At 62.2% G+C, this 26,983-nt stretch carries 25 protein-coding genes; 16 read left to right on the forward strand and 9 right to left on the reverse strand.

Annotated elements, in window-relative coordinates; genetic code table 11:
- Nucleotides 1-140 precede the first annotated feature (140 nt).
- The gene (locus tag M0D67_RS28775; protein ID WP_266240623.1) at nt 141-1,454 is read left to right on the forward strand and encodes an MFS family transporter; all 1,314 of its coding nucleotides are present in this window, start codon (nt 141-143) and stop codon (nt 1,452-1,454) included.
- A gap of 125 nt (nt 1,455-1,579) precedes the next feature.
- Here the strand turns inward: M0D67_RS28775 and M0D67_RS28780 are convergent, their stop codons facing one another.
- Complete coding sequence (locus tag M0D67_RS28780; RefSeq protein ID WP_054039606.1) at nt 1,580-1,801, reverse strand: hypothetical protein; 222 nt, start codon at nt 1,799-1,801, stop codon at nt 1,580-1,582.
- Nucleotides 1,802-2,103: 302 nt separating this feature from the next.
- On the opposite strand from M0D67_RS28780, the gene M0D67_RS28785 reads away from it, so the two are divergent.
- The 3 genes from M0D67_RS28785 to M0D67_RS28795 all read left to right on the forward strand — a co-directional run bounded on the left by M0D67_RS28785 (nt 2,104) and on the right by M0D67_RS28795 (nt 4,484).
- A complete protein-coding gene (locus M0D67_RS28785; protein WP_154563813.1) occupies nt 2,104-2,925 on the forward strand; it encodes an ABC transporter substrate-binding protein in 822 nt (273 codons plus the stop codon).
- 105 nt (nt 2,926-3,030) lie between these two features.
- On the forward strand, nt 3,031-3,756 hold the full coding sequence (locus tag M0D67_RS28790) for an amino acid ABC transporter permease (RefSeq protein WP_154563815.1): 726 nt from the start codon (nt 3,031-3,033) through the stop codon (nt 3,754-3,756).
- A gap of 2 nt (nt 3,757-3,758) precedes the next feature.
- A complete protein-coding gene (locus M0D67_RS28795) occupies nt 3,759-4,484 on the forward strand; it encodes an amino acid ABC transporter permease (protein ID WP_154563817.1) in 726 nt (241 codons plus the stop codon).
- Nucleotides 4,485-4,591: 107 nt separating this feature from the next.
- Here M0D67_RS28795 and M0D67_RS28800 read toward each other — a convergent pair whose 3' ends face one another.
- Nucleotides 4,592-5,671: a glycosyltransferase family 2 protein gene (locus tag M0D67_RS28800; protein WP_266240624.1), complete on the reverse strand. Its 1,080-nt coding sequence runs from the start codon at nt 5,669-5,671 to the stop codon at nt 4,592-4,594.
- Nucleotides 5,672-6,076: 405 nt separating this feature from the next.
- On the opposite strand from M0D67_RS28800, the gene M0D67_RS28805 reads away from it, so the two are divergent.
- The 3 genes from M0D67_RS28805 to M0D67_RS28815 all read left to right on the forward strand — a co-directional run bounded on the left by M0D67_RS28805 (nt 6,077) and on the right by M0D67_RS28815 (nt 7,624).
- Complete coding sequence (locus tag M0D67_RS28805) at nt 6,077-6,328, forward strand: DUF1488 domain-containing protein (protein WP_093644935.1); 252 nt, start codon at nt 6,077-6,079, stop codon at nt 6,326-6,328.
- A 117-nt stretch (nt 6,329-6,445) separates the two neighbouring features.
- Nucleotides 6,446-6,688, forward strand: a complete 243-nt coding sequence (locus M0D67_RS28810) for a hypothetical protein (protein ID WP_154563819.1) — start codon at nt 6,446-6,448, stop codon at nt 6,686-6,688.
- 219 nt (nt 6,689-6,907) lie between these two features.
- On the forward strand, nt 6,908-7,624 hold the full coding sequence (locus M0D67_RS28815) for a Crp/Fnr family transcriptional regulator (RefSeq protein WP_154563821.1): 717 nt from the start codon (nt 6,908-6,910) through the stop codon (nt 7,622-7,624).
- 63 nt (nt 7,625-7,687) lie between these two features.
- Here M0D67_RS28815 and M0D67_RS28820 read toward each other — a convergent pair whose 3' ends face one another.
- Nucleotides 7,688-7,930 carry a hypothetical protein gene (locus M0D67_RS28820; protein WP_266240625.1) on the reverse strand — a complete coding sequence of 81 codons (243 nt, stop codon included), beginning with the start codon at nt 7,928-7,930 and terminating at the stop codon, nt 7,688-7,690.
- A gap of 179 nt (nt 7,931-8,109) precedes the next feature.
- A complete protein-coding gene (locus M0D67_RS28825) occupies nt 8,110-9,039 on the reverse strand; it encodes a LysR family transcriptional regulator (protein WP_266240626.1) in 930 nt (309 codons plus the stop codon).
- 251 nt (nt 9,040-9,290) lie between these two features.
- Here M0D67_RS28825 and M0D67_RS28830 point away from each other — a divergent pair, with 251 nt between their 5' ends.
- Complete coding sequence (locus M0D67_RS28830) at nt 9,291-10,064, forward strand: SDR family NAD(P)-dependent oxidoreductase (protein ID WP_266240627.1); 774 nt, start codon at nt 9,291-9,293, stop codon at nt 10,062-10,064.
- A 3-nt stretch (nt 10,065-10,067) separates the two neighbouring features.
- Here M0D67_RS28830 and M0D67_RS28835 read toward each other — a convergent pair whose 3' ends face one another.
- Nucleotides 10,068-11,468, reverse strand: a complete 1,401-nt coding sequence (locus M0D67_RS28835; protein WP_154563827.1) for a DHA2 family efflux MFS transporter permease subunit — start codon at nt 11,466-11,468, stop codon at nt 10,068-10,070.
- 165 nt (nt 11,469-11,633) lie between these two features.
- Between M0D67_RS28835 and M0D67_RS28840 the strand changes: the two genes are divergently transcribed.
- Complete coding sequence (locus M0D67_RS28840; RefSeq protein WP_154566661.1) at nt 11,634-12,494, forward strand: LysR family transcriptional regulator; 861 nt, start codon at nt 11,634-11,636, stop codon at nt 12,492-12,494.
- 44 nt (nt 12,495-12,538) lie between these two features.
- Here M0D67_RS28840 and add read toward each other — a convergent pair whose 3' ends face one another.
- A complete protein-coding gene (add, locus tag M0D67_RS28845; protein ID WP_266240628.1) occupies nt 12,539-13,636 on the reverse strand; it encodes an adenosine deaminase in 1,098 nt (365 codons plus the stop codon).
- Nucleotides 13,637-13,747: 111 nt separating this feature from the next.
- On the reverse strand, nt 13,748-15,094 hold the full coding sequence (locus M0D67_RS28850; protein ID WP_266240629.1) for an NCS2 family permease: 1,347 nt from the start codon (nt 15,092-15,094) through the stop codon (nt 13,748-13,750).
- 83 nt (nt 15,095-15,177) lie between these two features.
- Here M0D67_RS28850 and M0D67_RS28855 point away from each other — a divergent pair, with 83 nt between their 5' ends.
- On the forward strand, nt 15,178-16,104 hold the full coding sequence (locus M0D67_RS28855; RefSeq protein ID WP_266240630.1) for a LysR family transcriptional regulator: 927 nt from the start codon (nt 15,178-15,180) through the stop codon (nt 16,102-16,104).
- 62 nt (nt 16,105-16,166) lie between these two features.
- On the opposite strand, the gene M0D67_RS28860 is transcribed toward M0D67_RS28855, so the two are convergent.
- Entirely contained in the window at nt 16,167-17,285 is a 1,119-nt protein-coding gene (locus M0D67_RS28860) for a nucleoside hydrolase (protein ID WP_266240631.1), read from the reverse strand.
- A gap of 2 nt (nt 17,286-17,287) precedes the next feature.
- Entirely contained in the window at nt 17,288-18,397 is a 1,110-nt protein-coding gene (locus M0D67_RS28865) for a porin (RefSeq protein ID WP_266240632.1), read from the reverse strand.
- A 260-nt stretch (nt 18,398-18,657) separates the two neighbouring features.
- Between M0D67_RS28865 and M0D67_RS28870 the strand changes: the two genes are divergently transcribed.
- The 6 genes from M0D67_RS28870 to M0D67_RS28895 all read left to right on the forward strand — a co-directional run bounded on the left by M0D67_RS28870 (nt 18,658) and on the right by M0D67_RS28895 (nt 26,980).
- Nucleotides 18,658-19,707 carry an NAD(P)/FAD-dependent oxidoreductase gene (locus tag M0D67_RS28870; protein WP_266240633.1) on the forward strand — a complete coding sequence of 350 codons (1,050 nt, stop codon included), beginning with the start codon at nt 18,658-18,660 and terminating at the stop codon, nt 19,705-19,707.
- A 197-nt stretch (nt 19,708-19,904) separates the two neighbouring features.
- Entirely contained in the window at nt 19,905-20,342 is a 438-nt protein-coding gene (locus M0D67_RS28875) for a MarR family winged helix-turn-helix transcriptional regulator (RefSeq protein ID WP_154566652.1), read from the forward strand.
- 72 nt (nt 20,343-20,414) lie between these two features.
- A complete protein-coding gene (locus tag M0D67_RS28880; protein WP_171927559.1) occupies nt 20,415-21,947 on the forward strand; it encodes an efflux transporter outer membrane subunit in 1,533 nt (510 codons plus the stop codon).
- 42 nt (nt 21,948-21,989) lie between these two features.
- Nucleotides 21,990-23,231 (forward strand): HlyD family efflux transporter periplasmic adaptor subunit, encoded by a 1,242-nt coding sequence (locus M0D67_RS28885; protein ID WP_266240634.1) that lies wholly within the window; start codon nt 21,990-21,992, stop codon nt 23,229-23,231.
- A 79-nt stretch (nt 23,232-23,310) separates the two neighbouring features.
- A complete protein-coding gene (locus tag M0D67_RS28890; protein ID WP_266240635.1) occupies nt 23,311-24,873 on the forward strand; it encodes a DHA2 family efflux MFS transporter permease subunit in 1,563 nt (520 codons plus the stop codon).
- Nucleotides 24,874-25,006: 133 nt separating this feature from the next.
- Nucleotides 25,007-26,980: a PAS domain-containing sensor histidine kinase gene (locus M0D67_RS28895; RefSeq protein ID WP_266240636.1), complete on the forward strand. Its 1,974-nt coding sequence runs from the start codon at nt 25,007-25,009 to the stop codon at nt 26,978-26,980.
- Nucleotides 26,981-26,983 lie beyond the last annotated feature (3 nt).

A 26,983-nucleotide genomic window follows, 5' to 3' on the forward strand; every position in this document is an offset into this window, starting at 1 on the left:
AACAACCCCCCATCTTTCCCTTGCCATTCTGTAAAATTCGCGCACGCGCGCTATAGGTGCCATCGCGGCACCTCGATGCGCGTGTTGTGAAGGCGGCGCCACGACCGCTACCTCCGTTAAAAGACAAGGAAGACAACAGCATGACCGACCTATCCGACCAAACCGTGGCCAGGACTTACGACGCACACGACACCCGGCGCCGCATCTTCGCGATCGTTGGCGCTTCATCGGGCAATCTAGTCGAGTGGTTCGACTTCTACGTGTACTCGTTCTGCGCGCTGTATTTCGCGCCGGCCTTCTTCCCGAGCGGCAACACCACCACGCAGTTGCTCAACACCGCCGGCGTCTTCGCCGCGGGCTTCCTGATGCGCCCGATCGGCGGCTGGTTCTTCGGCCGGCTCGCCGACAAGCACGGGCGTAAGACCGCGATGATGGTGTCGGTGTTCATGATGTGCGGCGGCTCGCTCGTGATCGCCGTGTTGCCCACGTATGCGCAGATCGGCGCATTGGCGCCGGCGCTGCTGCTGGTCGCGCGCCTGTTCCAGGGCCTGTCGGTGGGCGGTGAGTACGGCACCAGCGCCACCTATATGAGTGAAGTCGCGCTCAAGGGCCGTCGCGGGTTCTTCGCGTCGTTTCAGTACGTCACGCTCATCGGCGGCCAGTTGTGCGCGCTGCTGGTGCTGGTGGTCCTGCAACAAACCCTCTCCACCGAAGAACTGAAAGCGTGGGGCTGGCGCGTGCCGTTCGTGATCGGTGCGTTGGCGGCGCTGGTTGCGCTGTATCTGCGTAAATCGCTCGAAGAAACGACCACGGCTGAAACGCGCCAACGCAAGGAAGCCGGCACGCTGCGCGGCTTGTGGTTGCACAAGGGTGCATTCGCGACGGTGCTCGGCTTTACGGCCGGCGGCTCGCTGATTTTTTACACGTTCACGACGTACATGCAGAAGTACCTGGTCAACACGGCCGGTATGCACGCCAAGACGGCCAGCAACGTGATGACCGCGGCGCTGTTCGTCTACATGATCATGCAACCGGCGTTTGGCGCGTTGTCGGATCGCATCGGCCGCCGTCGTTCGATGCTGTTCTTCGGCTTCTTTGCGACCATCGGCACGGTGCCGCTGCTGCACGCGTTGAAAGACGTGACGAGCCCGTATGCGGCCTTCGGCCTTGTCGTCGTGGCACTGGCGATCGTCAGCTTCTATACGTCGATCAGCGGCCTGATCAAGGCTGAAATGTTCCCGCCGGAAGTGCGCGCGCTCGGCGTGGGTCTGTCGTATGCGGTGGCCAATGCGATCTTCGGCGGTTCGGCGGAATACGTCGCGCTGTGGCTGAAATCGGTGGGCAGCGAGTCCACGTTCTACTGGTATGTGACCGCGCTGTGCGCGATCGCAGGTCTCGTGTCGCTGCGCATGCGCGATCCTTCGAAAGAAGGCTATCTGCGCCTTGAGCCTTGAGCGTGAGATTGAGCTTCAGCGATACGCTCGAAGAGCGCGCATGAGCGCTCTTTGAGGACGGCGGCCCGGGGCAACCCGGCCGCCGTTTTTTTATCGCATCGGAAAGCACGGCGCGAAGCGCACGCTCAAGCCACCACAATCTCCGTTCCCAGCGCATGAAGCAGGTCGCGCAGCGACTCGGCTTGCGCCATCTTCGCATCGCTGCGCAGATGAATCTGCACGGCGCGCCCTGCGATCCCATCGACGGGATGCGCAAGCCACAACTCCACGGCAAGCCCCAGTCCTTCCGGCTGATTGACGACGACCGGCTCGATCACACGCGGCTTGAAACAGGCACTGTCGGACATGGCGATTAACCTCCGGGCTGATGACGCTTCGAGGCCCATCCTAATCAGTCGCGCGTGCAAGCCCAAGCGACAAATACACGTTTGCTAATGAGTGGATGCTTAGCAGAAAACGCGCTTATTACAGGAGCATTTCTTGGTTCGGAGCGCGAGGCGTCGCTGCTAATGTGACGCCCATGCGTGGCCATCGGTTGCACCTCGCGCTTGCGACGGATTGATGACGGATATCGCCAACACGCATCCGTTTCTGAAACATCGCACGCATATTGAACAAGCATCGTGCACAAACCAAGAGATCCATAAAAATGAAATCGAAAATACTCGCTGCCTGGTTAATGACACTGACGGGACTCTCGCTGACGGTACCGGGGCTCGCCTATGCCGACCGTCTCGACGACATCAGGAAAGCCGGCGTACTGCGCGTCGCGACCTTCGACAGCAATCCGCCGTTCGGTTACGTCGACGCAACCAGCAACCATATTGTCGGCCTCGACGTCGACTACGCGAAGGCGCTTGCCGACAAGCTCGGCGTGAAACTCGAACTGCAACCGACCAATCCGGCCAACCGCATTCCTTTCCTGACCTCGAAGAAAGTGGACCTGGTGCTCGCCAACTTCACGATCACCGACGAGCGCGCCAAACAGGTCGATTTCAGCATTCCGTATTTCTCGTCGGGCCAGCAGTTCCTGGCGAAGAAGGGCGTGCTGAAGTCGACGGATCAGATCAACAGCCTGCGAGTGGGTGCCGACAAGGGCACCACCAACGAGATCACGCTGCGCGAGAAATTCCCGCAGGCCACGATCGTCGCATACGACGACACGCCGTTCGCGTTTGCGGCTTTGCGCGCGGGCAACGTGCAGGCGATCACGCAGGATGGTCCGAAGCTGGTCGGCCTGCTCGCGAACGTGCCGGACAAGCAGAACTACGAGATTCCGGCGTTCACGATTTCGAACGACTACATGGGTGTCGGCATCCCGAAGGGCGAGACGCGCCTTGTCGGCTTCGTGAACGACACGCTGAAGGGACTGGAAGCCGACGGCTCGGCCGCGACAATCTACAACCGCTGGTTCGGTCCGCAAACGAAGACGCCGCTCGCGCGCATCTTCAAGATCGGCGACAAGACCTGATCGTCGTGTCGCTGTAGCACCCAGGCACCCAGCAATGAACGGGCACGTTGGCAACGTGCCCGTCGGCGTTTTCGCAAGAGCGGATTTAAAGAAGCAGGTTCAAAGATGCAAGCGTGGCTCGCTCCAAAGTATCTGATGTGGCTGTGGCAAGGCTTCGGTGTCACCGTCGGTCTCGCGTTAACGGTGGCGCTCGCGGCCACCGTATCCGGTTTCGCGCTGGTGATCACGCGTCATGCGCGGTATGCCTGGCTGCGCCGCGCAACGGCCGCGTATGTGCTGGTGTTTCGCAACACGCCGTTGCTGGTGCAACTGTTCTTCTGGTACTTCGGCGCGGCCACGCTGATGCCTGACGCGTTGATGCAATGGCTGAACACGCCGCATGACGTGCACCTCGGCGCGTACGTGTTGCGCTGGCCGTCGTTCGAGTTTGTCGCCGGGTGGCTCGGGCTTACGTGCTACACGGCGGCCTTCATCGCTGAGGAGTTCCAGGCGGGTTTGCGTGGCGTGCCGGGTGGTCAGCATGCCGCAGCCGCGGCTCTTGGCCTTACGCCATTGCAGGCATTCCGCTACGTCGTTTTGCCGCAAGCGGTGCGCATTTCGCTGCCGCCGCTCTTCGGCCAATACATGAACCTCGTGAAGAATTCATCGCTGACCATGGCGATCGGTCTGGCCGAACTGTCGTACGCGTCGCGTCAGGTCGAAACGGAGAGCTTAAAAACGTTCGAGGCGTTCGGTGTGGCCACCGTGTTGTATATCGTCGCTATCGCGTTGATCGAAGCCGTCTCGCATACGGTGGCGCATGCGCGTGACCGTTCATTCGCGAGGCGCTGAGCATGACGTGGACACTGTTCACCCATAACCTGCCGTATCTGCTGATCGGCGCATTTCCGCAGGGACCGCTCGGCGGCGCGGCGCTCACGCTGGTGCTGGCATTGTGTTCGGCGCTTGCGTCGGCCGTGTTCGGCCTTGCAGGTGGCATTGCATTGGCGTTGGCGGGGCGCATCGCCCGTGTGCCATTGCTGCTCGTGATCGGATTCTTCCGCGCGATTCCGGTGCTGATGCTGATTTTCTGGACGTATTTCCTGTTGCCGATGGTCTTCCATGTCGATGTGCCCGGACTCGCAACGGTCGTCTGCGCGCTCTCGCTGATCGGCGGTGCGTACCTCGCGCACTCGGTGCACGCGGGCATTCGTGCGGTCGGCGACGGCCAGTGGCAAGCCGGGCTCTCGCTCGGTCTCACGCGGATGCAAACACTGCGCTATGTTTCGCTGCCGCAGGCGATGCGCATCATGGCGCCTTCGTTCGTGAATCAATGGGTGTCGCTGGTGAAGGACACCTCGCTTGCGTATATCGTCGGCGTCGGCGAGTTGTCGTTCGTCGCGACGCAGGTCAGCAATCGGCTGATGGTCTATCCCGCACAGATCTTTTTGTTCGTCGGCTTCATCTATCTTGTGTTGTGCACGGCGCTTGACCGCATCGCCACTTATGCATTGACGCGGCGCAAGCGCATCGTGCGGCCACGCGCACCGGCCGCCACCCAGGCGTTGTCTGGCGACTAAGCGGCTAGCCGTAAAGCCTTATAACCGCAGCGATGTTTGTCCGGCGATTGGGCCGATAGAACGCGCTGCGGCGAAGGAACGGACAGCCGCTTCCAGCTACGGCAGCGTCAGACCAGTTCGGATTGATCGGTCACGAGGTCCGTGACGAGCTCCGTCACAGCGGCGGCTGGCTCGGTGACAACAGCCGGTGCTGCCGCGACCACCGCAGCCACCGTTGCGCGCTGCCGTACGCTCACGGCCGCACGCGAGAGCATGAGCAGGTGGTAATAGAGCCGCGTGCTGAAACCATAGTTGTAGGCGAAGAGATGCGTGAACGCGATCTTCAACCCGGGCATGACCTGGCGATTGTTCGCATGAACCGAGACGACGATCGGCGCGAGACGGCGCAACGCCAGCTTGCGTGACGGTTCCAGTTGCGGCGGCAGTTTCAGCGCCTTGACGAACGCATACGCACTGACGGTCGCGGCAACCGTCGTGCCGCGCGTGCTATGCGAGATCGACGTCGCGGTCTTCCGATACACCGACACGTATTCGTGCAGATAAAACACCTCGCGCGCCGCGAGACAGAGTTCGGTGCCGAACACGAAATCGCAGCACATGCCGTGCTGGTCGCTGTAGCCGATCCGTTTGACAAGCTCCGCGTTCGCCATCCAGCCGTTGTTCGGGAACATCTGGATCAGGCCGGTTCTGCCCGGCAAAGCTTGCAAGCCTTCAGCGTCCCGAGTGCGTCGAAACGCGGTGTTCAGGCGTGCACTGCCTTCGAAGTCGACGGCGCCGGTGTGATCGGCCTCGTACTGATCGGCGAAGGCTACTTCGAGCCGCGGATGAAGCTTCCACAGCGACACCAGCTTTTCGACGCCGTCGGTGGTGAGCAGGTCGTCGTCGTGAATCAGCAGGATCTTGTCGCCGCGTGCGCGCGCGAACAGACTCGCAACGTTGCGAGCCTGGCCGAGTGCCGGCTGGTTCTTCGCATAGCGCACGCGTGGCTCGTTCGCGTAGCGTTGCGCGATCAACTGCTGGGTGCGTGCGTCCTTTGAATCGTCGCCGATCACAATCTCCAGATTGCCATACGTCTGCGCGAGGCACGAATCGATGCACTCGACGATCAACTCAGGCCGATTGTAGGTGGGCAGGCAAATGGAAACCTTGGGAGAGGTGCGGGACGTAGGAGTGGAGAAGGTGAACACAGGCGTCTCCGTTCTTATCTGTTAAGGGGCGGCAGCCGGTTCGCTTTGCGCACACATTGCTGCATGCAGCAAAATAGTCCATTGCAGGAAAAAAATAATCCGTAATAAATCGGAAGAAATGTCCGCGCTGTGAAAGGGGTTCGAAGGGGAAAATTTGTGCGGCTTTGATGCCAAAACGCATCAAAGCCGCTTGGGCTAGCGGTTGGGTCAGCGGTTAATAAATCAACTCACTGACGGTTCGCCTTCGTCGGGTTTTTTCCGGAACGGTCTGCCGGCGACTGATCGCGCCCTTCGTCGTGGCATTCGGGCAGCTTGCCCGACTAACACCCACACTTACAAACAACACCTTGACCGCGCCCCATATTCAGCGCACCGTGGAGAAGGAAAACACCACGGGAGCGTGAAATGTCCCTCAACTTCCCGAACCCAAGCCGCAGCTATGACGCCTTCCGTCATTGTGTCAATTTCTGGGGCTATGACAATGCGCGCGAAATCGCCTTCACTGTCAACAATTCGGTCATTTCGAATCTGAGCCCGAGCGCAGGCTCCGACGAGCCGGCAGTGCTGGCAGCCTTCGACCGTCATCGCGAGCAAATCCTCACGCTCGCTCGCGGTCTGTATGTCGGCGGTCCGCAAAACCGCTACACGATTTCTTGATACAGCGAGCGCGGCGCGGTAGGTCCAACCGGACCTGCCGTGCGCCGCCTTGTTCCACAGCCGAAGCAGCGCGGCGCCTACCGGCGTCTCGCCTTGCTTTGTCGCGGGAGTTCCAGCATGGATGATGACCAGGTCAACCTAGAAGAAATTGCCGACAGCAAACGGCGGCGCGAAGCAGCACGCCTCGCCGAAAGCGAAAAAACGGCCGCACCGGCGGCAAACGAGCCGCAGCAGGGGCAGGGCAATGAAGCCCCGCCCAAGCAATGGGTCAAGCACGTGACGAAGTGGCTGGGTGCGAAACGCACGCTGATGCAAACGCGCCGACCCTTGATGCTCAAAAAGAAACCCGTCGCTCTGTAGGCATTCGGAACGAAAATAACCGGCGTCAAGCCGGTTTTTCTGTTTGTGCCGTGCCCGTTGAAGCTCACGGCAGCAGCGAAGCGGGCGCTTTACCCGATTCCGCGCGTCCGGCGCGCGGTTCATAATCACCGCTGCAGCGGAACGCGTGCTTGCGCCGTTTCCGCAGATCAATGCGTAGCCGCGCCGCTGGCGCGTCCGGAACCCAGCAAGGAGCCACCGATGCTCAAGGGTGACCCAAAAGCGAATCACCTGTTGGCGGTGTTGCCCGAAATGGAGTGGGCGCGCATCGAGTCGCATCTGGTTGAAGTCGATTTGCCGTTAGGTCAGGTGATCTACGAATCCGGCGGTCAACTCGAACACGTCTTTTTCCCCACCACGTCGATTATTTCGTTGCTCTATGTGATGGAAGACGGCGCCTCGGCAGAGATCGCCATCGTGGGACATGAAGGCATTGTCGGCGTGTCGCTGTTCATGGGCGGTGAGACTACGCCGAGCCGCGCGATCGTGCAAAGCGCGGGCCGCGCCTGGCGCTTGAATGCCCGCATGCTGAAAGACGAATTCAATCGCGGGGGGCCCATGCAGCGCCTTCTGTTGCGCTACACGCAGGCACTCATTACCCAGATGGCGCAGACCGCGGTATGCAACCGCCATCATTCGATCGATCAACAATTGTGCCGCTGGCTATTGCTCAGCATCGACCGCTTGCCGTCGAACGAATTGCGTATGACTCAGGAGCTCATTGCCAATATGCTCGGCGTGCGCCGCTCCGGTGTTACTGCGGCGGCGCTGAAACTGCAAAATGCCGGCTTGATCCGCTATAGCCACGGCCATATCACCGTGCTGGACCGGCCCGGTTTGGAAGCCCACGTGTGTGAATGCTACGCGGTGGTCAAGCGCGAATTCGATCGGCTGTTGCCTGCATTGCAGGCGATCTAGCGAACGCCCCCTGGCGAAGCGAGGGCGAGCACTGCTTGCTGATCCGGCTCGCCGTCCAGCGCGCTAGCGTGTCGTTGTCCTTGCTGTGGACGCCGCGTCCGGTGAAGCCTTGCGTTCGATTTCCTCGAATACGTCCATTAACCTGCCGATACGTTGGACACTGCCAACCGGTAGACGTCCTTCAGGCGGCGACAAGGCGAGAATCCGGCGTCGCCAATAGGGCAGGCCCAACGGCGGAGCAGGCACGAGAAAGGGAATAATCTGTTCGAGATGGGCGAGCTCGCTCTCAAATGGGTAGTTCGACATAGTTTTTCCGTACGCGCCGTGAGTGCCTTCACACAGCCTGCGCGCACCGCGAGATTGTGTCTGCACGCTAGCGTACAAGATGCGAAGTCGCGCTTTCTACGCCGACAAATTCCAGCTGATAAATGCACGGATGCCGTTCGATGGCTGTCAGCGAGGCGTCACACTCGCCCAGCCGCCATTCAAGCGGCCGGTTCGCGTGTCGGGCCGCCAGTCAGCGAAACAATGAAGTCGAAGAATGCCCGCACCTTGGCCGGCGGATGATGACGCGAAGGATAGAGCGCATACAGCGGATAAACCTCGTCGCTCCAGTCGGGAAACAGTTCGACCAGTTTGCCGTTGGCGAGCAATGACTCGGCGCCGAACGCGAGAATCTGCGCGACGCCCTGGCCGGCAGCGCATACGCTATGCAAGGTGCCGACGTCGTTCACGGTCAGGCGGCCTTGCGGCGTAATCGTCGTCTTCTTGCGTCCGCGATGAAACTCCCAACTGAACGGGTAACCCGTTAGCGGATCACGAAACTTGATGCATGCGTGCTTGCCGCTTTCGAGTTCGGCCGGGCTTGCCGGATGACCGTGTTTCTTCAGATACGAGGGCGCGGCGACGGTCAGAACCCGTGTGTCGAGCAGCTTGCGCGCAATGAGCGACGAAACCGGCGGGTCGCCGAAACGGATCGCAAGATCGAAACCGTCGGCCACCATATCGCCTAACTGGTCTCGTGTGATCAGCTCGAGATGCAGATCGGCATGCTTGTCGACGAAGCCGCCGAGCCTCGGCCCCAGCACGAGGCGCGAAAAGAACGGGTCCATGTTCACGCGCAGACGTCCGCGCACCGCCGTGGCGCCCTGCGCTGCCGAAGCCGCGGCTTCTTCGAGTCCGCCGAGCAGCGGCACGATCTGTTCGTAGAAACGCCGGCCTTCGTCAGTCAGCGTAACCGAGCGGGTGGTGCGGTCGAATAGCCGGATGCCGAGGCGTGCTTCGAGCCGTGCAACCGAACGGCTGACGCCGGATTGCGACATGTCGAGTGCTTCGCCTGCCGCCGCAAAACTGCCGCAGTCGACAATCGCCGTCAGCACGCCCATGCCGTTCAGCATGCGCTCGTCAAATGGCATGTGATATTCCCTTGTTACGTATTAATGCATGACATGCTATCGCGAAATACTGTTTGAATTCACGCGACGACGCCGGGAAACGCCACCTGTCCGGGTCAATCAATGACACGGCGTCATGAGTGGAATGACAGCCGCGCTATCGCGTCAGGCACTCGTTTGGCGCTAATCTGCACGGGTTCGCCTGCTGCACGATGGAACGCGGTTCTCACCATGCGTCAGGCATAGATGACTGATCAACGGAGTGCACCATCATGTCGCGAGTTTTTATCACCGGTTCCGCCGACGGTCTTGGCCAGATGGCCGCGCGTCTGCTCGTCGACGCCGGCCATCAAGTGGTTGTGCATGCACGCAATGCCGCGCGTGCCGAGGAAGCGTTGAAGGCCGTGCCGGAAGCGGAAACTGCTTTAGCAGGCGATCTGTCAAGCATTGCAGCGACAGTCGCGCTGGCGGAGCAGGTCAACACACTCGGCCGCTTCGACGCCGTGATCCATAACGCGGCGGTCGGTTACCAGGAGCCGCGCCGGATTGCCACCGTGGACGGCCTGCCGCACGTGTTCGCGGTCAACACGCTGGCCCCCTACATCTTGACCGCGCTGATCAGGAAGCCGAAGCGGCTCGTGTATCTCAGCTCAGGCCTGCATCGAAGCGGCGACGCGAGCCTTGACGATCTGGCATGGGACCGGCGGCCATGGTGGGGCACGGCGGCCTATTCCGACTCGAAACTGCATGATGCGCTGCTGGCGTTTGCGATAGCGCGCCGCTGGCCGGCGGTATTGTCGAACGCGCTGGAGCCTGGTTGGGTGGCGACGAAAATGGGCGGAGCAGGCGCGCCGGACGATCTGCAAGCGGCGCCGAAAACGCAGGTGTGGCTCGCTGCCAGCGATGAACCGTCGGCCACCGTCAGCGGCGCGTACTTCTATCATAAGAAGCCGCGCGAGACGCATCCGGCGGTCCACGACGTCGCGGTGCAAGAGCGCTTGCTCGAAGCGTGCGAGGGATTTTCCGGTATTCGTTTGCCGGACTGAGATTCAACGCCCCGCGCCCTGGGTCGCCTGGCCACGCACGTTGCGTGTGACGGGCGCTTCGTCGAGATGGCGAAACACCCATGCGGACACCAGCGTGATGACGCCCACGCACACGAAGCTCAGGCGGAACCCGAGCGCCGCCGATCCCCATTGCGCGGAGAACAGATTCACCAGCCCGCCGCCGATTGAGACACCCAAGCCGATCGCCAGCATCTGCACCATCGAAAAGAGGCTGTTGCCGCTGCCGGCATCTTCATGCGAGAGGCCTTTGAGCGTGACGCTGTTCATCGCCGCGAATTGCATGGAGTTGGCGCCGCCGAACACCGCCAGAATCACGATCTCGACGATGAGCGGCGTACCACGCGTAATCAATGCGAATGCAACGATCGCCGACCCCACGATTATCGTGTTGACGAGCAGGAACGTGTCATAGCCGTAGCGGCGCACGAGCGGCGCAATCCAGCGTTTGGTGAGGGTGCCGGCAAGTGCGGCAGGCAGCATCATCAGGCCGGAATGCAGCGGTGTGTAGCCGAGTTGCAATTGCAGCAGCAACGGCACGAGAAACGGTACGGCGCTCGAGCCGATGCGGCACACCAGGTTGCCGATCAGACCCACGCTGAAATTCGGTTCGCTAAAGAGCGAGAGTTTGAAGAGCGGATTATTGCGGCGCTTTGCGTGTGGAATGTAGGCGAGCGCGCTGACTACCGCGAGCGCGAAGAGACCTGCCGACCATGCCGCGCGATGCGTCTCGACCGGCACCTCGACGGCCAGCGAAAACGCGATCATGCACAGCGACAGCAGCCCACAACCAACGAAGTCGAACGGCGGCGCCTGGGTTTCGCCATGCGCCGGCAAAAACCGCTGCACCGCGTAGAGCCCCAACGCACCGATCGGCACATTGATCAGAAAGATCCAGTGCCACGTGATGGCCTCAACGAACCAGCCGCCGAGTGTCGGGCCGGCGATCGGCCCCAACTGGCCGGCAATCGAAATGAACGCGAGCGCCGACACGTATTGCTCGCTCGAGACGCTCCGCAGGACGGCGAGCCGGCCGATCGGCAGCAGCATCGAGCCACCCAGGCCTTGCAGGACCCGCGCCATCACCAGTTGACCGAGCGTATGCGCGCTCGCGCAGCAGATCGATCCGAGCACGAATATCAGAATCGCCACGAAATAGACGCGCCGCGTGCCGAAGCGGTCGGCGAGCCAGCCCGACGCAGGGGTGAGCATCGCCATGGTCAGCGTGTAGGCAACCACGATCGGCTGCATCGCGAGGGGTGCGACGTGCAGGCTGTTCGCAATCGACGGCAACGCGGTGTTGACGATCGTCGTGTCGAGCGACTGCATGAAAAAGCCGGCGGCGACGATCCAGAGCAGCGCGGTCTGGGCGGAATCCTTGTTCATGTTCAATTGAGCTGCGGGGGCGGCGGGGCGGACGGACCGGCGGGCCGAGCTCGGAGCGATCGTTGGGGGGATTCCGTCATCATATTGACATCGTCGTCGATCGGGAACCCCACTAGAGTTGTTGACTGTTATCGACTTTGCCGATGACCAGGATCACAATGACGCATGCTCAATCCCATCTGGCTCAAGACCTTCGCGACCGTCGCGGCCTGCCATAGCTTCACTGAGGCGGGGCGGCAACTCGACCTCACGCAGTCGAGCGTTAGCGAACACATCCGCCGGCTCGAACAGAGCGTCGGGCGGCGCCTGTTCGTTCGCGACACCCATTCGCTCGCGATGACGCCGGACGGCGAGGCCATGCTCGCGCACGCCAGCGTGATCCTGCAAGCGCTCGCGCGGGCCGAATCGCAGTTTCGCGCGCCGCGGCTGAAAGGGCGCGTGCGACTCGGTTCATCGGACGACGTCGCGCTCGGGCCGCTGCCTACGGTGCTGGCGGCGTTTCGCGACGCGCATCCCGATGTCGAACTGGAAATCACGATCGGCATGACCGGCAAGCTATATGAATTGCTGGACGCCGGTTCGATCGATCTGCTGGTCGGCAAGCGCCGTCTGGGTGACCGGCGCGGCGTGCCGCTGTTCACGGGGCGGCTGGAGTGGCTGGCGCGCACCGGCACGCTGGTCGATCTTAGCCAGCCGTTGCCGCTGATTCTGGTCGCCGAGCCGAGCGTGACCCGGGCGGTGGTGCTCGATGCGCTCGCTGAAGCCGGTTTCAGTTGGCAGGTGGTGTGTACGAGCAGCAGTCACTCGGGCTGCATTGCGGCCGCGCGCGGCGGGCTCGGTATCACAGTTCGTCCGCAGTATCTGGCCGCGCGAGGCCTGACGCCGCCGCTCAACGCGGCCAGTCTGCCGACACTGCCCTCGGTGGAATTCATCGCGCTGGCCGCCAAACGGCTGAGCCGTCCGGCGGGCACGTTGCTGCAATTGCTGCACGACAGCGATTTGCGCGGTTCGTGGATTGGTGAATGAAACCGCGTGGGAGTGGCTAGCCTGAGCCGAGGCACTGTCCGCACTTAAGCGGGCAAGGCCGCCGCTAACGCGTCAAACTCCACACCCCACGCCGCGCGCCATGCGTGGCGCGTTGCATCGTCGACCCATGCGCCGTCGATGCCGTTCAACATGAACTGCCGCAACTCGGCGATGCTGAAGCCGAAGTGGCTATACATCAATTGCCATGCTTCGCTTGGCGTCACTTTGTGCAGTGTCGGGTCGTCGGTGTTCGGGTGAATTTTCAGGCCCAGACCCGGCATGTGCCGCATCGGATGCTGTTCGGCCCAGACTTCCGGGGCGAGTGTGCGCAAATAGTAGGAGTTGGTCGGCACCACGGTGAACACGATGCCGCGTTCCGCGTATTGGGCCGCCAACTGCGGGTTGTCGACGATCGTATAGCCATGATCGATCCGGTCGCAGTGCAGCAGGTCGACGGCCGTCTCGACATTGCGCCACGGCATGCCGAATTCGCCCGCATGCGCGGTGGTTTTGAAGCCGCCGTTGCGCGCATTGCGGTACGCCTTCCAGAACAACTCAGGCGGCCGGTCGTTCTCGCGGTAGTCGATGCCGAGGCCCGCTACTTCGTCCGCGCGATGCGCGCACATCCAGTCGACCAGCGCGACCGCTTCGTCGGGATCGGCTTCGCGGTCGATGCTCGGGATCAGTCGCGCGCTGATGCCGAAATCGCGCGCGGCGTCGCGAATCGCGGTGACGATGGCCGCTTGCGCATCCGCATAGGGAATCTTCGAGACGCGCACCGTGCCGGTAGGATTCCAGAAGAATTCGCTATGACGCACCTGGTGTGCGGCGGCATCGGCGAGATATTCGTAGGCGATGCGATGCAGGTCGTCCGCATGCGTGAGCAGATGCTCGTCGAGCGCGCGCAGCACACGCAGCACGCCGACGGGCTTTTCGCCGCGAGTATAGAACGCGTCGATCTCTTCGCGGTCGATCGGCGCGCGGCTCTTTTTAGCGAGCGCGATAAAGGTCTCATGACGCACCGCGCCCAGCAGGTGGCAATGCAATTCGACCTTCGGCAGGGCGGTGAAGAAGGCGCGATGGGCATCGGTGAGCGTAATGCCAAGGCGCGATGCGGGCACGTTGCCCAATGTCTCTTTCATGTCGGTATGGTTTTCGGTAGTGCGTAAAACTCGACGCTAATTCAGTTTAGTGCGAATGCAGGATAACAATGTGCAGCAAAGTCGGGTAACAGAGTTGCCAAGGTGCAAATCTCAATGCGGCTTGACCACGGTATAGAAGTAATAGCCGAGCGGCACGGCCAGCACATAGAGGCCCCACGGTACTTCACGGAAACGTCCGGCGAGCAGCTTGACGAGCACATAGCAGAGCAGACCGCCCGCAATGCCGGTGCCGAAACTGTTCGACATCAGCGTGAGCAGCACCATCGAAAGAACGGGCAGCGAGTCGCTGAAGTCGTCGAAATGCGTATGGCGGATCGTGCTGAACATCGATAGTCCGATCAGGATCAACGCGGGCGCGGTGGCTTCTTTCGGAATGGCCAGCGCGACCGGCACGAACAACAGCATTAGCGCGAACATCGCGGCGGCCGCGAGCGAAGAAAGGCCCGTACGTCCACCCGCTTCAACACCTGCCGCGGATTCCACAAGCGCCGTGAGCGCCGGAATGCCGAACACCGGACCGAGCGTCGCCGCGATCGAATCGACGAGAAACGGGCGGTTGATATTCGGCAGATTCGCGTTTTCGTCGAGCAGATCCGCTTTGGCGCCGACTGCGAGCGTGGTGCCGAGCGTCGAGAAAAACTCCGCCGCGAAGAACACGAACAGATACGGAATGGCGGCCACGCTCAATGCGCTCGCAATGTCGAGCTTGAACGCAATCGGCGCGATGCTATGCGGCCGCGACAGAAACGACGCGGGCATATGTGTGACACCGAGCGGCACACCGGCAGCGGCCGCAATCAGGATCGCCCACAAGATCGCGCCGGGCACGCGGCGGCCCTGCAGCACGACAGCCGCGCCAAGGCCGATCAAGGCGACCAGGGTGCCGGGTCGCGAGAAATCGCCGAGCGCGAGCGCATTGGTTTTCGCGTTGGCGACCACCATCCCCGCATTACGGAAGCCGAGCACCGCGATGAACAAGCCGATCGAGGCGCCAAGCCCAAGCTTGATTTGCGCCGGAATCAGCCGCACCACGAGACTGCGCGCGCCCACCAGCGTCAGGATCAGAAACAGCACGCCGGACACGAACGCGATGCCGAGGCCCGTCTGCCACGCGACATGCTCGCCTGCGAGCGTAATGCCGAGAATCACCGAGCCGCCGATGCCGGGCCCCACCAGAAACGGCAGATTCGCATACAGCGCCATCAGCACCGTGCTCAGCACGAACACCAGAATCGTTGCGGTCGTCGCCGCGCCGCGATCCATGCCGCCCGCCGACAGCAGCGACGGAATCACCACCAGCAGATAGGCGGCCGCCAGAAACGACGTGATGCCGGCGATCGTTTCGATACGCACGCTGGTCTTGCGTTCGACGAGTGCGAAACGCCGTTCGAGCCAGCCGCCGCGCGCTGCGGGTGCCAGGTTGTTTGCTGTAGGCATTGAAGATTCGTTATTGATCAATTGATTCATCCTGTAACCACGCCATTTATACTGCTGCGCATTGCGTCGATGCATTGCTCTCCATGACCGACCGTTCGTCCCTCTTGCCCGCGCTCACGCTGCGGCAAATCCAGTACTTCGTGACGCTTGCGCATGCACGCAGCTTCACGCAGGCCGCGCAGTCGCTCGCCTTGACGCAGCCTGCGCTGACCGCGGCGATCCGGCAGATCGAGTTCCTGCTCGGCGGCCCGTTGTTCGCGCGCTCCGCGCATCGGCTGACGCTCACGCATGCGGGCGCGAGCGTGTTGCCGCTCGCCGAGCGTCTGCTCAATCAGGCGCGCGGCACCTTCGACGATATGGCGAGCACCTTCGCCGAACGCGTGCAGACGGTGCGCATCGGACTGATTCCGTCGGCTGCGGCGCGCCTGTTGCCCGCGCTCGCCTTGTTGCGCGCACAACAAGCGTCGCTGCGCTTCACGTTGAACGACATGCCGAACACCGCCTTGATTGATGCCGTGCGCCAGGGGGCAGTCGATTTCGGCGTGGGTGTGCACGAACCCGATGCGGCCGCGGCGGACAACGACGGCGAAGCCGCGTTGCGCTACCAGGACCTGTTCGAGGATCAGATCGTGGTGGTGGTGCGGCGCGACGATCCGCTCGCGCAGAAAAAGAGCCTCGCGTGGGCAAAGCTGGTGGGCCGCGACCTCGCGGTGTTCGTGCGCGGCAGCGTCAGCGATGCATTGCAGCGCACCGGCGGGGCCGAAGGTCTGCAACTGACGGTCGCCTACCGCGTCGAGTACACGGAGCCGTTGTACGAACTCGTGCGCAACCGTCTGGCGATTGCAGTGCTGCCCAGTCTCTACACCATGCATCTGCACGACACGGAACTGATCGCGTTGCGCCTCGACAAGCCGCGCGTCACCCGTTCGATCGCACTGATTTCGCTCGCCGGCGACGACCGCGGCCCGCACGTGCGTGCTTGCCGCGAATGGCTCGCCGCGCATATCTGACACAACGCGTGCGGTATGCATGACCGTTACCGAGCCTTTCACGAGTTCACGCGTTCGCCGCTTCACGGCAGTGTGGCGAGCCGTGCGCGCAAGGCGGCATAAAAACCGTCCGCGTCGACTTCGGTGATCCAGGTCGCGTTCGGCTTGCGGCCGCTGTGTCCGCTCCAGTCCACTACGGTTTCACCGAGCGTCCATTCGCCGACTGTCTCGATCATCACGTTGACCTCGCGTCCCTTGAACAGGGACGGCTCGATCAGGTAGCCGGTCGCGCAGGGGTCGTACATGGGCGCTTCTTCAATGCCCCGGCGTCCCTTCTGATACGCGACTTCCGCGGCCATGATGTCGGCGGCCATGGTGCCGCAGCGATTGCCGAGCGCGCGAATCGGCGCGATCCGGGCCGGCGTGATCGGCGCTTTCACGGCGACGTCGCGCGGCAGCACGACGATCGGCACACCGCTCGCAAACACGACTTGCGCGGCCTGCGGGTCGACATAGATGTTGAACTCGGCCGCGGGCGTGATGTTGCCGCGCTCGAAGAAGGCGCCGCCCATCAGCACGATTTCGCGGATGCCGTTGCGGATCTCCGGTGCTTCGGCGAACGCGGTAGCGAGGTTGGTCAACGGCCCGAGCGCGCACAGCGTCACGCTATGCGGCGGCGCCGCGCGCAAGGTGTCGATGAGGAAGGCGACCGCATGCTGCGACGCGAGAGGCGCGAGCGGTTCATGCAGCGGCACACCTTCGAGACCGGTCTTGCCGTGCACGTTGGCGGCCGTGATCAGTTCGCGCGTGAGCGGGCTCGGGCAGCCGGCATAGACCGGCAGCGATTGCGACTGCTCGGCCCAGTCACGCACGATGCGCGCGTTGCGTTCGGTGAGGTTGAGCGGCACGTTGCCCGCGACCGTTGTGATCGCGCGCACGTCGAGCCGGTCGCTCGCGCCGAGGGCGAACAGGATCGCAATCGCGTCGTCCTGACCGGGATCGCAATCGATGATCACGCTGCGGCGCGCGCCGCTTTGCAAGGCGGGCGCGCTCGAAGAGGACGTGCCACTGGCCGCGTCAGCCGCTCCCGCACCACCTGAAGCGGTGGCCAGCATCGGCCACGCCGATGCACCCGCAGCCAGTCCCATGGCCGTGCGCAAAAACGCGCGCCGGTCCTGCGTTGGATCGAAGGCGTTCATCATCGTCAGAATACGTGGCGCATGCCGACCGTTGTGATCATCTGACGGATGCCGGTGGATTGCGCATACGCGAAAATCTGCGCGTGTTGCGCGTCGCCAGCAGCTTGCTGGGCGATCACCGTCAGCGCGACGTCGGTGCGTTTCGACAGGAAATAGTCGGCTTGCAGATTGACCTGATGCCATTTGGGGCTCGTGTTGATCACATCGTATTTGCCGTCAGTGAAGGCATACGCTGCGCCGAGAACGAGCGCGGGCGTCACGTGGTAGTTCAGGTTCAGGTTGTAGTTCTGCAAATGCAGATGCGAACCGTCGAGATAATCGTAGCGGACATCGGTGAAGAGCGCTGCAAATTGCGCAGGGCCGGCTGTATAGAAGCCACCCGTGCCGAAGATGCGCTGCTTGCTCGCGTACGCGGCCGGATGCAGTGCGCTCTTCGCGAAGATCAGCAGCGACGACGCATAGTCGTTCGAAATCGCGCCGTCCGGATTGGTCGCGCTAAACGGGTGGTTGTACTGCGCGTAGACCACGCTCCACTTCAGCGGGCCGTTCTCGTAACCGGCACCGAAGCTGTATGCATTGTTGTTGGCGAAACCGGTGGCGTTGCTGAAACCGTACTCGGCCGTGGCCTTCAGGCCGCGATAGTCAGGCGTCACGTACTTCACCGCATTCTGCACGCGGATGTCGTTATAGCCATTGTCGTTGTCGCCGATGTTCACGCCGTTGCTCGCAATGATCACCGGGCCGACGTAGTCGTGCACTGTGTCGTACTGACGGCCGAAGGTCAACGTACCGTACGTCTTGCTGGCGAGCCCGACGAACGCCTGCCGGCCGAATTCGCGGCCGTTTTGCGACGCGGTGCCGGTCATCACGTTAAAGCCGTTTTCCAGTTGGAAGATCGCGGTCGTGCCGCCGCCCAGATCTTCGATGCCCTTCAAACCCCAGCGCGGGTTCTGGTTGGTCCCCGAAAGTGCTTGCCACGCGTTCTTGCCGCCCTGATTCGTCGCATAGCCGACGCCCGCCGAAATCAGGCCATACAGCGTCACGCTGCTTTGCGCATGGGCGGCGCTGGAGAGCGCGCCGGCAATCGCGAGAGGGGCGAACTTGAGTAGTTTCATCGTGGTCCAGTAGCGGGAAAGGAGGGCGCCGAGCGGAGGGCGCATTCGAACTGGGCTCGACTATACGAAGCCGTCGGCTATAAAAATAATGTTGTTTTCTTATAGTTCCATAAATTGAATCTATTCAACGAGGTCTCCGTGCGCCGCCGACGGTCTGAGTCCTGCTGAACCCAAGCGTCCTTATCGCCTGTAATGGCATCGTTGCCGGGCTTCGGGCGATTCTGTATGGTGGATCATCGATCTGCCCGATGAGACTCCGAATGACGCCCGCAACAGACCCGCTTTTGCAACCGATTCGCTCCGATGTCCTGATTGTCGGCGCCGGGCCTGTCGGCCTTTTTGCCGCTTTCGAAGCCGGTGTAATCGGTCTGTCGTGCCAGATCGTCGATGGGCTCGGCAAGGTGGGCGGGCAGTGCATCGAGCTCTATCCGGACAAGCCGATCTACGACATTCCCGCGATTCCCTCGTGTACCGCGCGCGAACTGGTCGAGCGTTTGATGGCGCAATGCAAGCCGTTCGATGTGCCCATCCATCTCGAGCAACGGGTCGAGTCGGTCGAGCAGCGCGACGATGGACGCTGGACCGTGCGCACCGACCGCGGCCTCGTATTCGACGTGGCGGCGATTCTGCTTGCCGCCGGCAATGGCGCGTTCGTGCCGCAAAAACTGACGCTCGCGGAAGCCGTGCCGCTGGAGTCGCGTCACGTGCACTACAGCGTGCAACGTCTCGCCGATTTCGCCGGCAAGACAGTGGTGGTGGCCGGCGGCGGCGATTCCGCGCTCGACTGGGCGTTGGCGCTGCGCAAGGTCGCGCGGCGCGTAACGCTGGTGCATCGTCGCAACGGCTTCAGTGCGGCGGATTCGAGCGTCGAGTCGATGCGGCGCGCGGTCGAGGCCGGCGAGATGGACTTCATCGTCGGCGCGATTTCGGGGCTCAACGTCGAAGGCGATACGCTGAAGTCGATCGCGCTGCGGCATATCGAAGGCGAAACGCAACTCGACACCGAGCAACTCGTCGTGCTGTACGGGCTGGTTGCCGATCTCGGGCCAATCGCGCAGTGGAATCTGTCGATCCACGGCGGCCGCGTCGACGTGGATACGTCCAACTACGAAAGCTCGCGGCCCGGCATTTTCGCGGTCGGCGACATCGCCAACTATCCAAACAAGCAGAAGCTGATTCTGTCCGGTTTTCACGAGGCGTCGCTGGCGCTGCGCAAGGCATACGCGTACGCCTATCCGGAGAAGAAGCGGGTGCACGTCCATTCCAGCTACGACGCGAAGCTGGCGGAAAAGGTTGGCGCGGCGGCCTGACGGCGGGCTATATCGTCCAGCCGGCGCGGGAGGCCGTCCTCCGCGGTCCGCCCCGCGAACATCGGCCCACGCGCAATGGATTCGTCTGCACATACTTGTCGTCCCGTCTTGCATTCATGAATCTGACTTCTACAAATTTAAATTTGACAGTATCTGACTATGCAGATATATTGATTCCAACCAACAAGGAGCTGCGCATGGATCACTACACGCCGGAGAGTTTCGGTCTGACAAACAGTGTGGGGTTCGCCATCAACAAGGCGCGCAACGTGTTGATTACGGAAATGGACGCCGCGCTTAAAGATCTGGATATCACCAGCCAGCAAATGGGCATCCTGCTGTCGTTGCGTCAGGACATTGCGACCACGCCGTTCGAGTTGTCCAAACATCTCGGTATCGACACGGGTTTGATGACACGCATGCTCGACAAGCTCGAGACCAAAGGTCTGCTGGAGCGCTCGCGCAGTATCGAGGACCGGCGCGTCGTCAATCTGAAGTTGACGAAGGCAGGGGAGGACGTCGCCGAGCATCTTCCGCAGATTGCTCCGGCGGTGCTGAACGGGCGTTTGAGGAAATTCACCAAAGCCGAATTCGAGGAATTGCGCCGCCTGCTGAACAAGTTTCTCGAAGACTAGCAAGCAACGAGGCAAACAACGCTGCGAACGATTGCAGCCATTTTTTTACCCTAATATCTGACAGGTCAGCAAATGATATTGCAGCTAAATAGGCAGGCAGCCAGGTCACGCATCGCGAAGGTGGGCGTGACGGCAATCTTCGCGGCCGTGCTGTCGGCTTGCGCGAACTACGCTGGCATCTCGAGCGACAAACAGATGGCACAGCCGCAGACCTACGCGACGCAACAAAGCCTCCCCGCGGATCACGGCCATTGGCCCGCCGCCGATTGGGCCGATCAATTCGGCGACGCGCAACTGAAGGCCTTGCTTGTGGAAGCGCTGAAGGGCAATCCGTCGATCGAACAGGCCCGGGCACGCGTTGCCGCAGCCGCTGCGTATAGCGACACGGCGAAGGCCAGCACGATGCCGCAAGTCGGCGCCACGTATTCGTTCACGCGCCAGCAGTATTCGGGCACGGCGCTGGTGCCGCCGCCGTTTGGCGGTTCATGGCAATCGGAGAACAAAGGCCTGTTATCCGCTTCCTACGATCTGGACTTGTGGGGCAAGAATCGCGAAGCACTCAAGGCCTCGTTGTCTCAACTGCAGGCGAGCGAGGCGGATGCCGAAGTCGTCAGGCTGTCGCTGACGTCCGCAACGGCACGGGCCTATAACCAGCTCGCCCGTCTGTACGCGTTACGCGACATCGCGCAGCAGGAAATCACGCAGCGCGAGCAGATCGACCGCATCACCGCCGGCCGCATCGCAACGGGCCTCGATACCCAGGTCGAGCGCAAGACGGCGCAAGCGAACCTCGCCACGAGTCGTGCGACGTTGGCGTCGCTCGACGGCAGCATCCTCACCACCCGTTATCAACTGGCCGCCTTGCTCGGCGCCGGCCCGGACCGTGGCCTCGCGATTGCGCGCCCAACGCTCGGAATCGGTGACGAAGTACGTCTGCCGGACAACCTGCCTGCCGACCTGGTGAGCCGCCGCCCGGATCTGGTTGCTGCCAGATGGCGCGTCGACGCGCTCACGCATGACGTGAAGGAAGCCAAGGCCGAGTTCTATCCCGACATCAACCTAAGTGCGGCTATCGGTCTCGACGCGTTTGGCTTCGGCCGCTTCCTGACCGCAGCGAGCCGCACGGCGTCGGTCGGTCCCGCGATCCATCTGCCGATCTTCGACGGTGGTCAGTTGCGCGCGCAACTAAAGGGCCGGTATGCCGATTTCGACTACGCCGTCGCGACGTACAACCAGACGCTCGTCACCGCGCTGTCCGAAGTCGCGACGCAACTCGCGCAAATCCGTTCGACCGACGAGCAACTCGGCGACGCGCAAGCCGCCCAGGAAGCCGCCCGCGGTGCCGATCAGTTGGCGCTCACGCAGTACAAGGCCGGTCTTGCGAATCAGCTAACGGTACTGAATGCCGACACCACGGCGCTCGCCGCCGACCAGCAGGTCGCGAATCTGAAGATGAACCGGCGCGATCAGCAAATTGCTCTGGCTGCCGCACTGGGCGGTGGCTATACCGACAGCGCTGATTCGCGCGCACAGGGCAGCGTGGCCGCGTCGGCAACCTCGGCCAGTTCGGCAGTACAAACCAACCCCGTCGTCGCCACCCGCTAAGACGCCATCGCGACGCTTTCACTTTCTGTCAGGACCCACAAAATGAGCGATACGATCACCACCAACCGCGAGACGGCGGACGCGGACCAAGCCAAGCAGGTGACGGCGCCTGCGAAGCGCAAGCTGCTGCTCGCCTTGCTGGCCGCCACAGTAGTGTTGGCCGGCGCGGGCTACGGCGCCTACTACATCACGAACGGTCAATATCATCAGTCGACCGACGATGCCTACGTCAACGGCAATCTCGTCCAGTTGACGCCGCAAGTGAGCGGCACCGTGGTGGCGGTGAACGCCGACGACACGCAGATCGTCAAGCAGGGCGCACCGGTCGTGACGCTCGATAACGCCGACGCGAAAGTCGCGCTGTCGAACGCCGAAGCGACGCTCGGCCAGACCGTGAGACAGGTCAGTGGCCTCTACGTGAACAACGACTTCTACGCCGCGACCGTCGCGCAACGTCAGTCCGATCTCGCGCGCGCCGAAGACGACCTCAAGCGCCGCCAGGCCGTTGCCGAAACGGGCGCGGTATCCGGCGAGGACATCGCTCATGCGCGCGACGCCGTCAGCTCCGCGCAAGCCGCGCTCGACGCCGCTCGCCAGCAGGCCGCGGCCAATCACGCGCTAACCGATCGCACGTCGGTCGAACAGCATCCGAACGTGCAGGCAGCCGCCTCGAAAGTGCGCGACGCGTACCTAAGTTACGCACGCAACACCTTGCCCGCGCCGGTTACGGGCTATGTGGCGCGCCGCTCGGTGCAGGTCGGTCAACGCGTGGCACCGGGCACGCCGTTGATGGCGATCGTGCCGCTCGACGGCGTGTGGGTCGATGCGAACTTCAAGGAAGGCCAATTGAAGCACATGCGCATCGGCCAACCGGTCACGCTGACTGCCGACGTGTATGGGTCGAGCGTCAAGTATCGCGGCCACGTAGTGGGTTTTTCGGCGGGCACGGGGGCCGCATTCGCTGTGTTGCCCGCGCAGAATGCGACCGGCAACTGGATCAAGGTGGTACAGCGCCTCCCGGCGCGAATCCAGCTTGACCAGAACGAACTGAACGCTCATCCGCTGCGGATCGGCTTGTCGATGCAAGTCGATGTCGAAACGCGCGACGAGTCAGGCACCCAACTGGGCGCGGCAACCAACACCACGTATCGCACGGACGTGTTCGCCCAGTACGGCGCCGACGCCGACGCCGAAATCGCCAGGATCATCGCGCAGAACATGCCATCGGCACGCGCTGTAGCGGCAAGCGCGACACCAAAGAACGCAGCACGGATAGCAGGTTGAACGGGCGATCTCCTGACGCCCGTTTTTTTAACCGATTAGCTGACAAGTCAGGCATTAGCCTTCTTCCATAGGTGATGAAATGAATGGTTCGCCCAATTCCGCCACGCTCCCGCCTCTGACCGGCGGCAAGCTCGTGCTGGCGACGCTTGCCGTGGCATTGGCCACGTTTATGAACGTGCTTGATTCGTCGATTGCGAACGTCGCGATTCCGACCATTGCGGGCAATCTTGGTGTGTCGGTGGACGAGGGGACGTGGGTGATTACGCTGTTCGCCGCGGCCAACGCGATTGCGATTCCGTTGACGGGTTGGCTCACGCAGCGCGTCGGGCAAATCAAACTGTTCGTGTGGGCAATTCTGTTGTTCGTACTCTCGTCGTGGTTGTGCGGCATTGCGCCGACTCTGCCGGTACTGCTCGCGGCGCGGATCGTGCAGGGTGCGGTGGCGGGTCCGTTGATTCCGCTGTCGCAGGCGATTCTGCTCGGCTCGTATCCGCGGGAAAAGAGCTCGCACGCTTTGGCGTTGTGGGCCATGACAGCGACGGTCGGCCCGATCGCCGGCCCGGCGCTCGGCGGCTGGATTACCGATAGCTACTCGTGGTCATGGATCTTCTACATCAATATTCCTGTAGGCATCTTTGCAGCAGGCGTGACGTGGGCGATCTACCGCACGCGCGAAACCCCGACCAAACGCTTGCCGATCGACAAGGTGGGGCTGCTCTCGCTGATCGCATGGGTGGGCTCCCTGCAGATCATGCTCGACAAGGGCAAGGACCTGGACTGGTTCAATTCGCCTGTGATTGTCGCGCTGACCGTATTCGCGGCGATCAGCTTTGTGTTCTTTCTGATCTGGGAGCTGACCGAGAAGAATCCGATCGTCGACTTGCGATTGTTCGGAGGGCGTAATTTTCTGGGTGGCACGATTGCGATTTCGGTGGCCTACGCGGTGTTTTTCTCGAACCTTGTCCTGTTGCCGCAATGGATGCAGGAGTACTTGAGCTACCGGTCGGTGGACGCCGGTCTGGCTACCGCACCGCTTGGCATCTTTGCCGTGATTCTCGCGCCGGTGATGGCGAAGATCATGCCGAAGTCGGATGCGCGAGTCTTGGCGACGCTGGCGTTTCTCGGGTTTGCCGGCGTGTTTTTCATGCGCTCGCATTACACGACTGGCGTGGATACGTGGACCCTGGTTTTACCGACTCTGCTGCAAGGTATTCCGACTGCATTGTTCTTTGTGCCGCTGACGGCGATCATTCTTTCCGGCCTCACTCCCGACAAGATTCCGGCCGCTGCGGGATTATCGAATTTCGCGCGGGTGTTTGCCGGGGCAGTGGGAACGTCGCTTGCTACTACGGGTTGGAATGACCGTACGATCTTGCATCATGCGAGGCTGGCCGAGCAAACGAGTGTGAACAATCCAACGTTCACTTCCGCTCTGGACGCCGTGCAAGCGTCGCTGGGCGGAAGCGCTTCTCAGGCGTTGGCGTTCTTCGAACAGTCGATGAATACGCAGGCAGCGATGCTCGGTCTGAACGATATTTTCTGGCTTTCAGCCGTGATTTTCGTGGTGATCATTGCGTTGATCTGGGTGACGAAGCCGGACAAGGCGAGTGCGGCAGCGGCGGCTGGTGCCGGGGGGCATTGAGGGACGGAGTTTCTGCGGCGTGGTCGTGGTTTGATCGAGCCCGCTGACGTTGTCCAATGAGGCTGGGTCATGAGCGAAATATGGAAGTGAGCCGGTGTATGCTGCCAGAACATACCAATAGACGCTTTTCACCATGAACAAGACTGATGTCCCCCCCGCAGGCGACAACGGCGAGACCGCTGACGAGCCGCGCGTGCTCCACGCGAACACGCCCGCCGAGGTCGATTACGGGGCGCTGGTCCAGTCGATTGAAGACTACGCAATCTTCCTGCTGGATCCGACCGGACGTATCGTTAGCTGGAATGCCGGCGCGCAAAAACTGAAGGGCTACGCGGCGCGCGAAATCATCGGCGAGCACTTCTCGCGTTTCTACCCTGCCGAAGCCGTGGCGCGCGGCTGGCCCGCTTACGAGTTGCAGCAGGCAGCGCTGACTGGCCGCTTCGAGGACGAAGGCTGGCGGGTTCGCAAAGACGGCACGACCTTCTGGTGCAACGTGGTCATCACGGCGGTGCGCGACGAGGCGGGTGTGCTGACCGGCTTCGCCAAAATTACCCGCGATCTGACCACCCAGCGCGCGTTTGTGGAAGCGTTGCGGCAGAGCGAGGAACGCTTCCGTCTGTTGGTCGACAACGTGAAAGACTACGCGATTTTCATGCTCGATCCGGACGGCTATGTGGTGAGTTGGAACGCAGGCGCCGCGCGCATCAAAGGCTATACACGCGAGGAAATCGTCGGCCAGCATTTCTCGAACTTCTACACGCGCGAAGAAGCAGCGGCCGGCAAGCCCGCGCGCGAACTGGCGATCGCGAGGCAGCTCGGCCGTGTCGAAGACGAGGGCTGGCGCGTGCGCAAGGACGGCACGACCTTCTGGGCCAACGTCAACATCACCGCCGTCTATGACGAATCGAACCGGTTGCGTGGTTTCGCCAAGGTCACGCGCGATCTGACCGAGCGCCGTGAGCGCGAAGAGCTGGAGCGCTCCGGCGAGCGCATGCGCAAGTTTCTCGCGACCCTTGCCCACGAGTTGCGCAATCCGCTTGCACCGGTGCGCAACGCGATCGGCGTGATGCAACTCGAAGCGGGCATGAGTCCCACGCTGGCGCGCTCGCGCGATCTGATCGACCGCCAGGTCACGCACCTCACGCGTCTCGTCGACGATCTGCTCGACGTCGGCCGCATCATGTCGGACAAGGTCGAGTTGCGCCTCGCGCGTGTCGATCTGGCCGAAGTGGTGGCGCGTGCGATCGAAGCGGCACGGCCGTTTACCGATGCGCGGGAACAGAGCGTGGGGACGCATATGCCGGTCGAGCCGCTGATCGTGCACGGCGACACGACGCGGCTCGTGCAGGTGCTGCAAAACCTGCTGCATAACGCGTCGAAGTTTTCGCCGCCTGGCAGCCGCGTCGAGATCTTCGGACGCGTCGATCATCAGATGGCTGTGCTGGAAGTGCGCGATCGTGGCCGCGGCATTCCGGTACGTTCGCTCGATTCGATCTTCGAGTTGTTCGCGCAGGAAAAGGAAGGGCAAAGCCTCGGCGAAGGTGGCCTCGGCATCGGCCTTACATTGTGCAAATCGCTGGTCGAATTGCATGGCGGAAGCATCATCGCGAGCAGCGAGGGAGTGGGGTGCGGCAGCTCGTTCACGCTCAGTTTGCCGTTTGCCGCAGCGCTCCCCGCAGAGCAGGCTCATCAGGCCGGCGTGGCGGGAAACGCGGTGTCTACGTTGCGTATTCTGTTGGTGGACGACAATCGCGACTCCGCCGACAGCCTCGCCATGCTGCTCGAACTCAAAGGCCACGAAGTCCGCATTGCCTACGACGGCCAGCAGGCACTCGCCGTTGCGCCGCGCCTCGCGCCCCACCTTGCCTTGATCGACCTTGCGATGCCCAGAATGGACGGTTACGCGACGCTCGAGGCGTTGCGCGCGATGCCCGCTCTGTCCGACACGGTGTTCGCCGCCATGACCGGCTTCGGTCACGCAAGCGATCGCGAACGTACGCAATCGGCGGGATTTCACGCCCATCTCGTCAAGCCGGTGGAACTCGCGCTATTCGAAGCGTTGCTGGAGCAGGCGGAAACGCGGCGCCGGCCGTGCGGTTCCGGCTAGCCG

The organism is Paraburkholderia sp. SECH4, from assembly GCF_030511745.1.
GTDB lineage: Bacteria > Pseudomonadota > Gammaproteobacteria > Burkholderiales > Burkholderiaceae > Paraburkholderia > Paraburkholderia madseniana.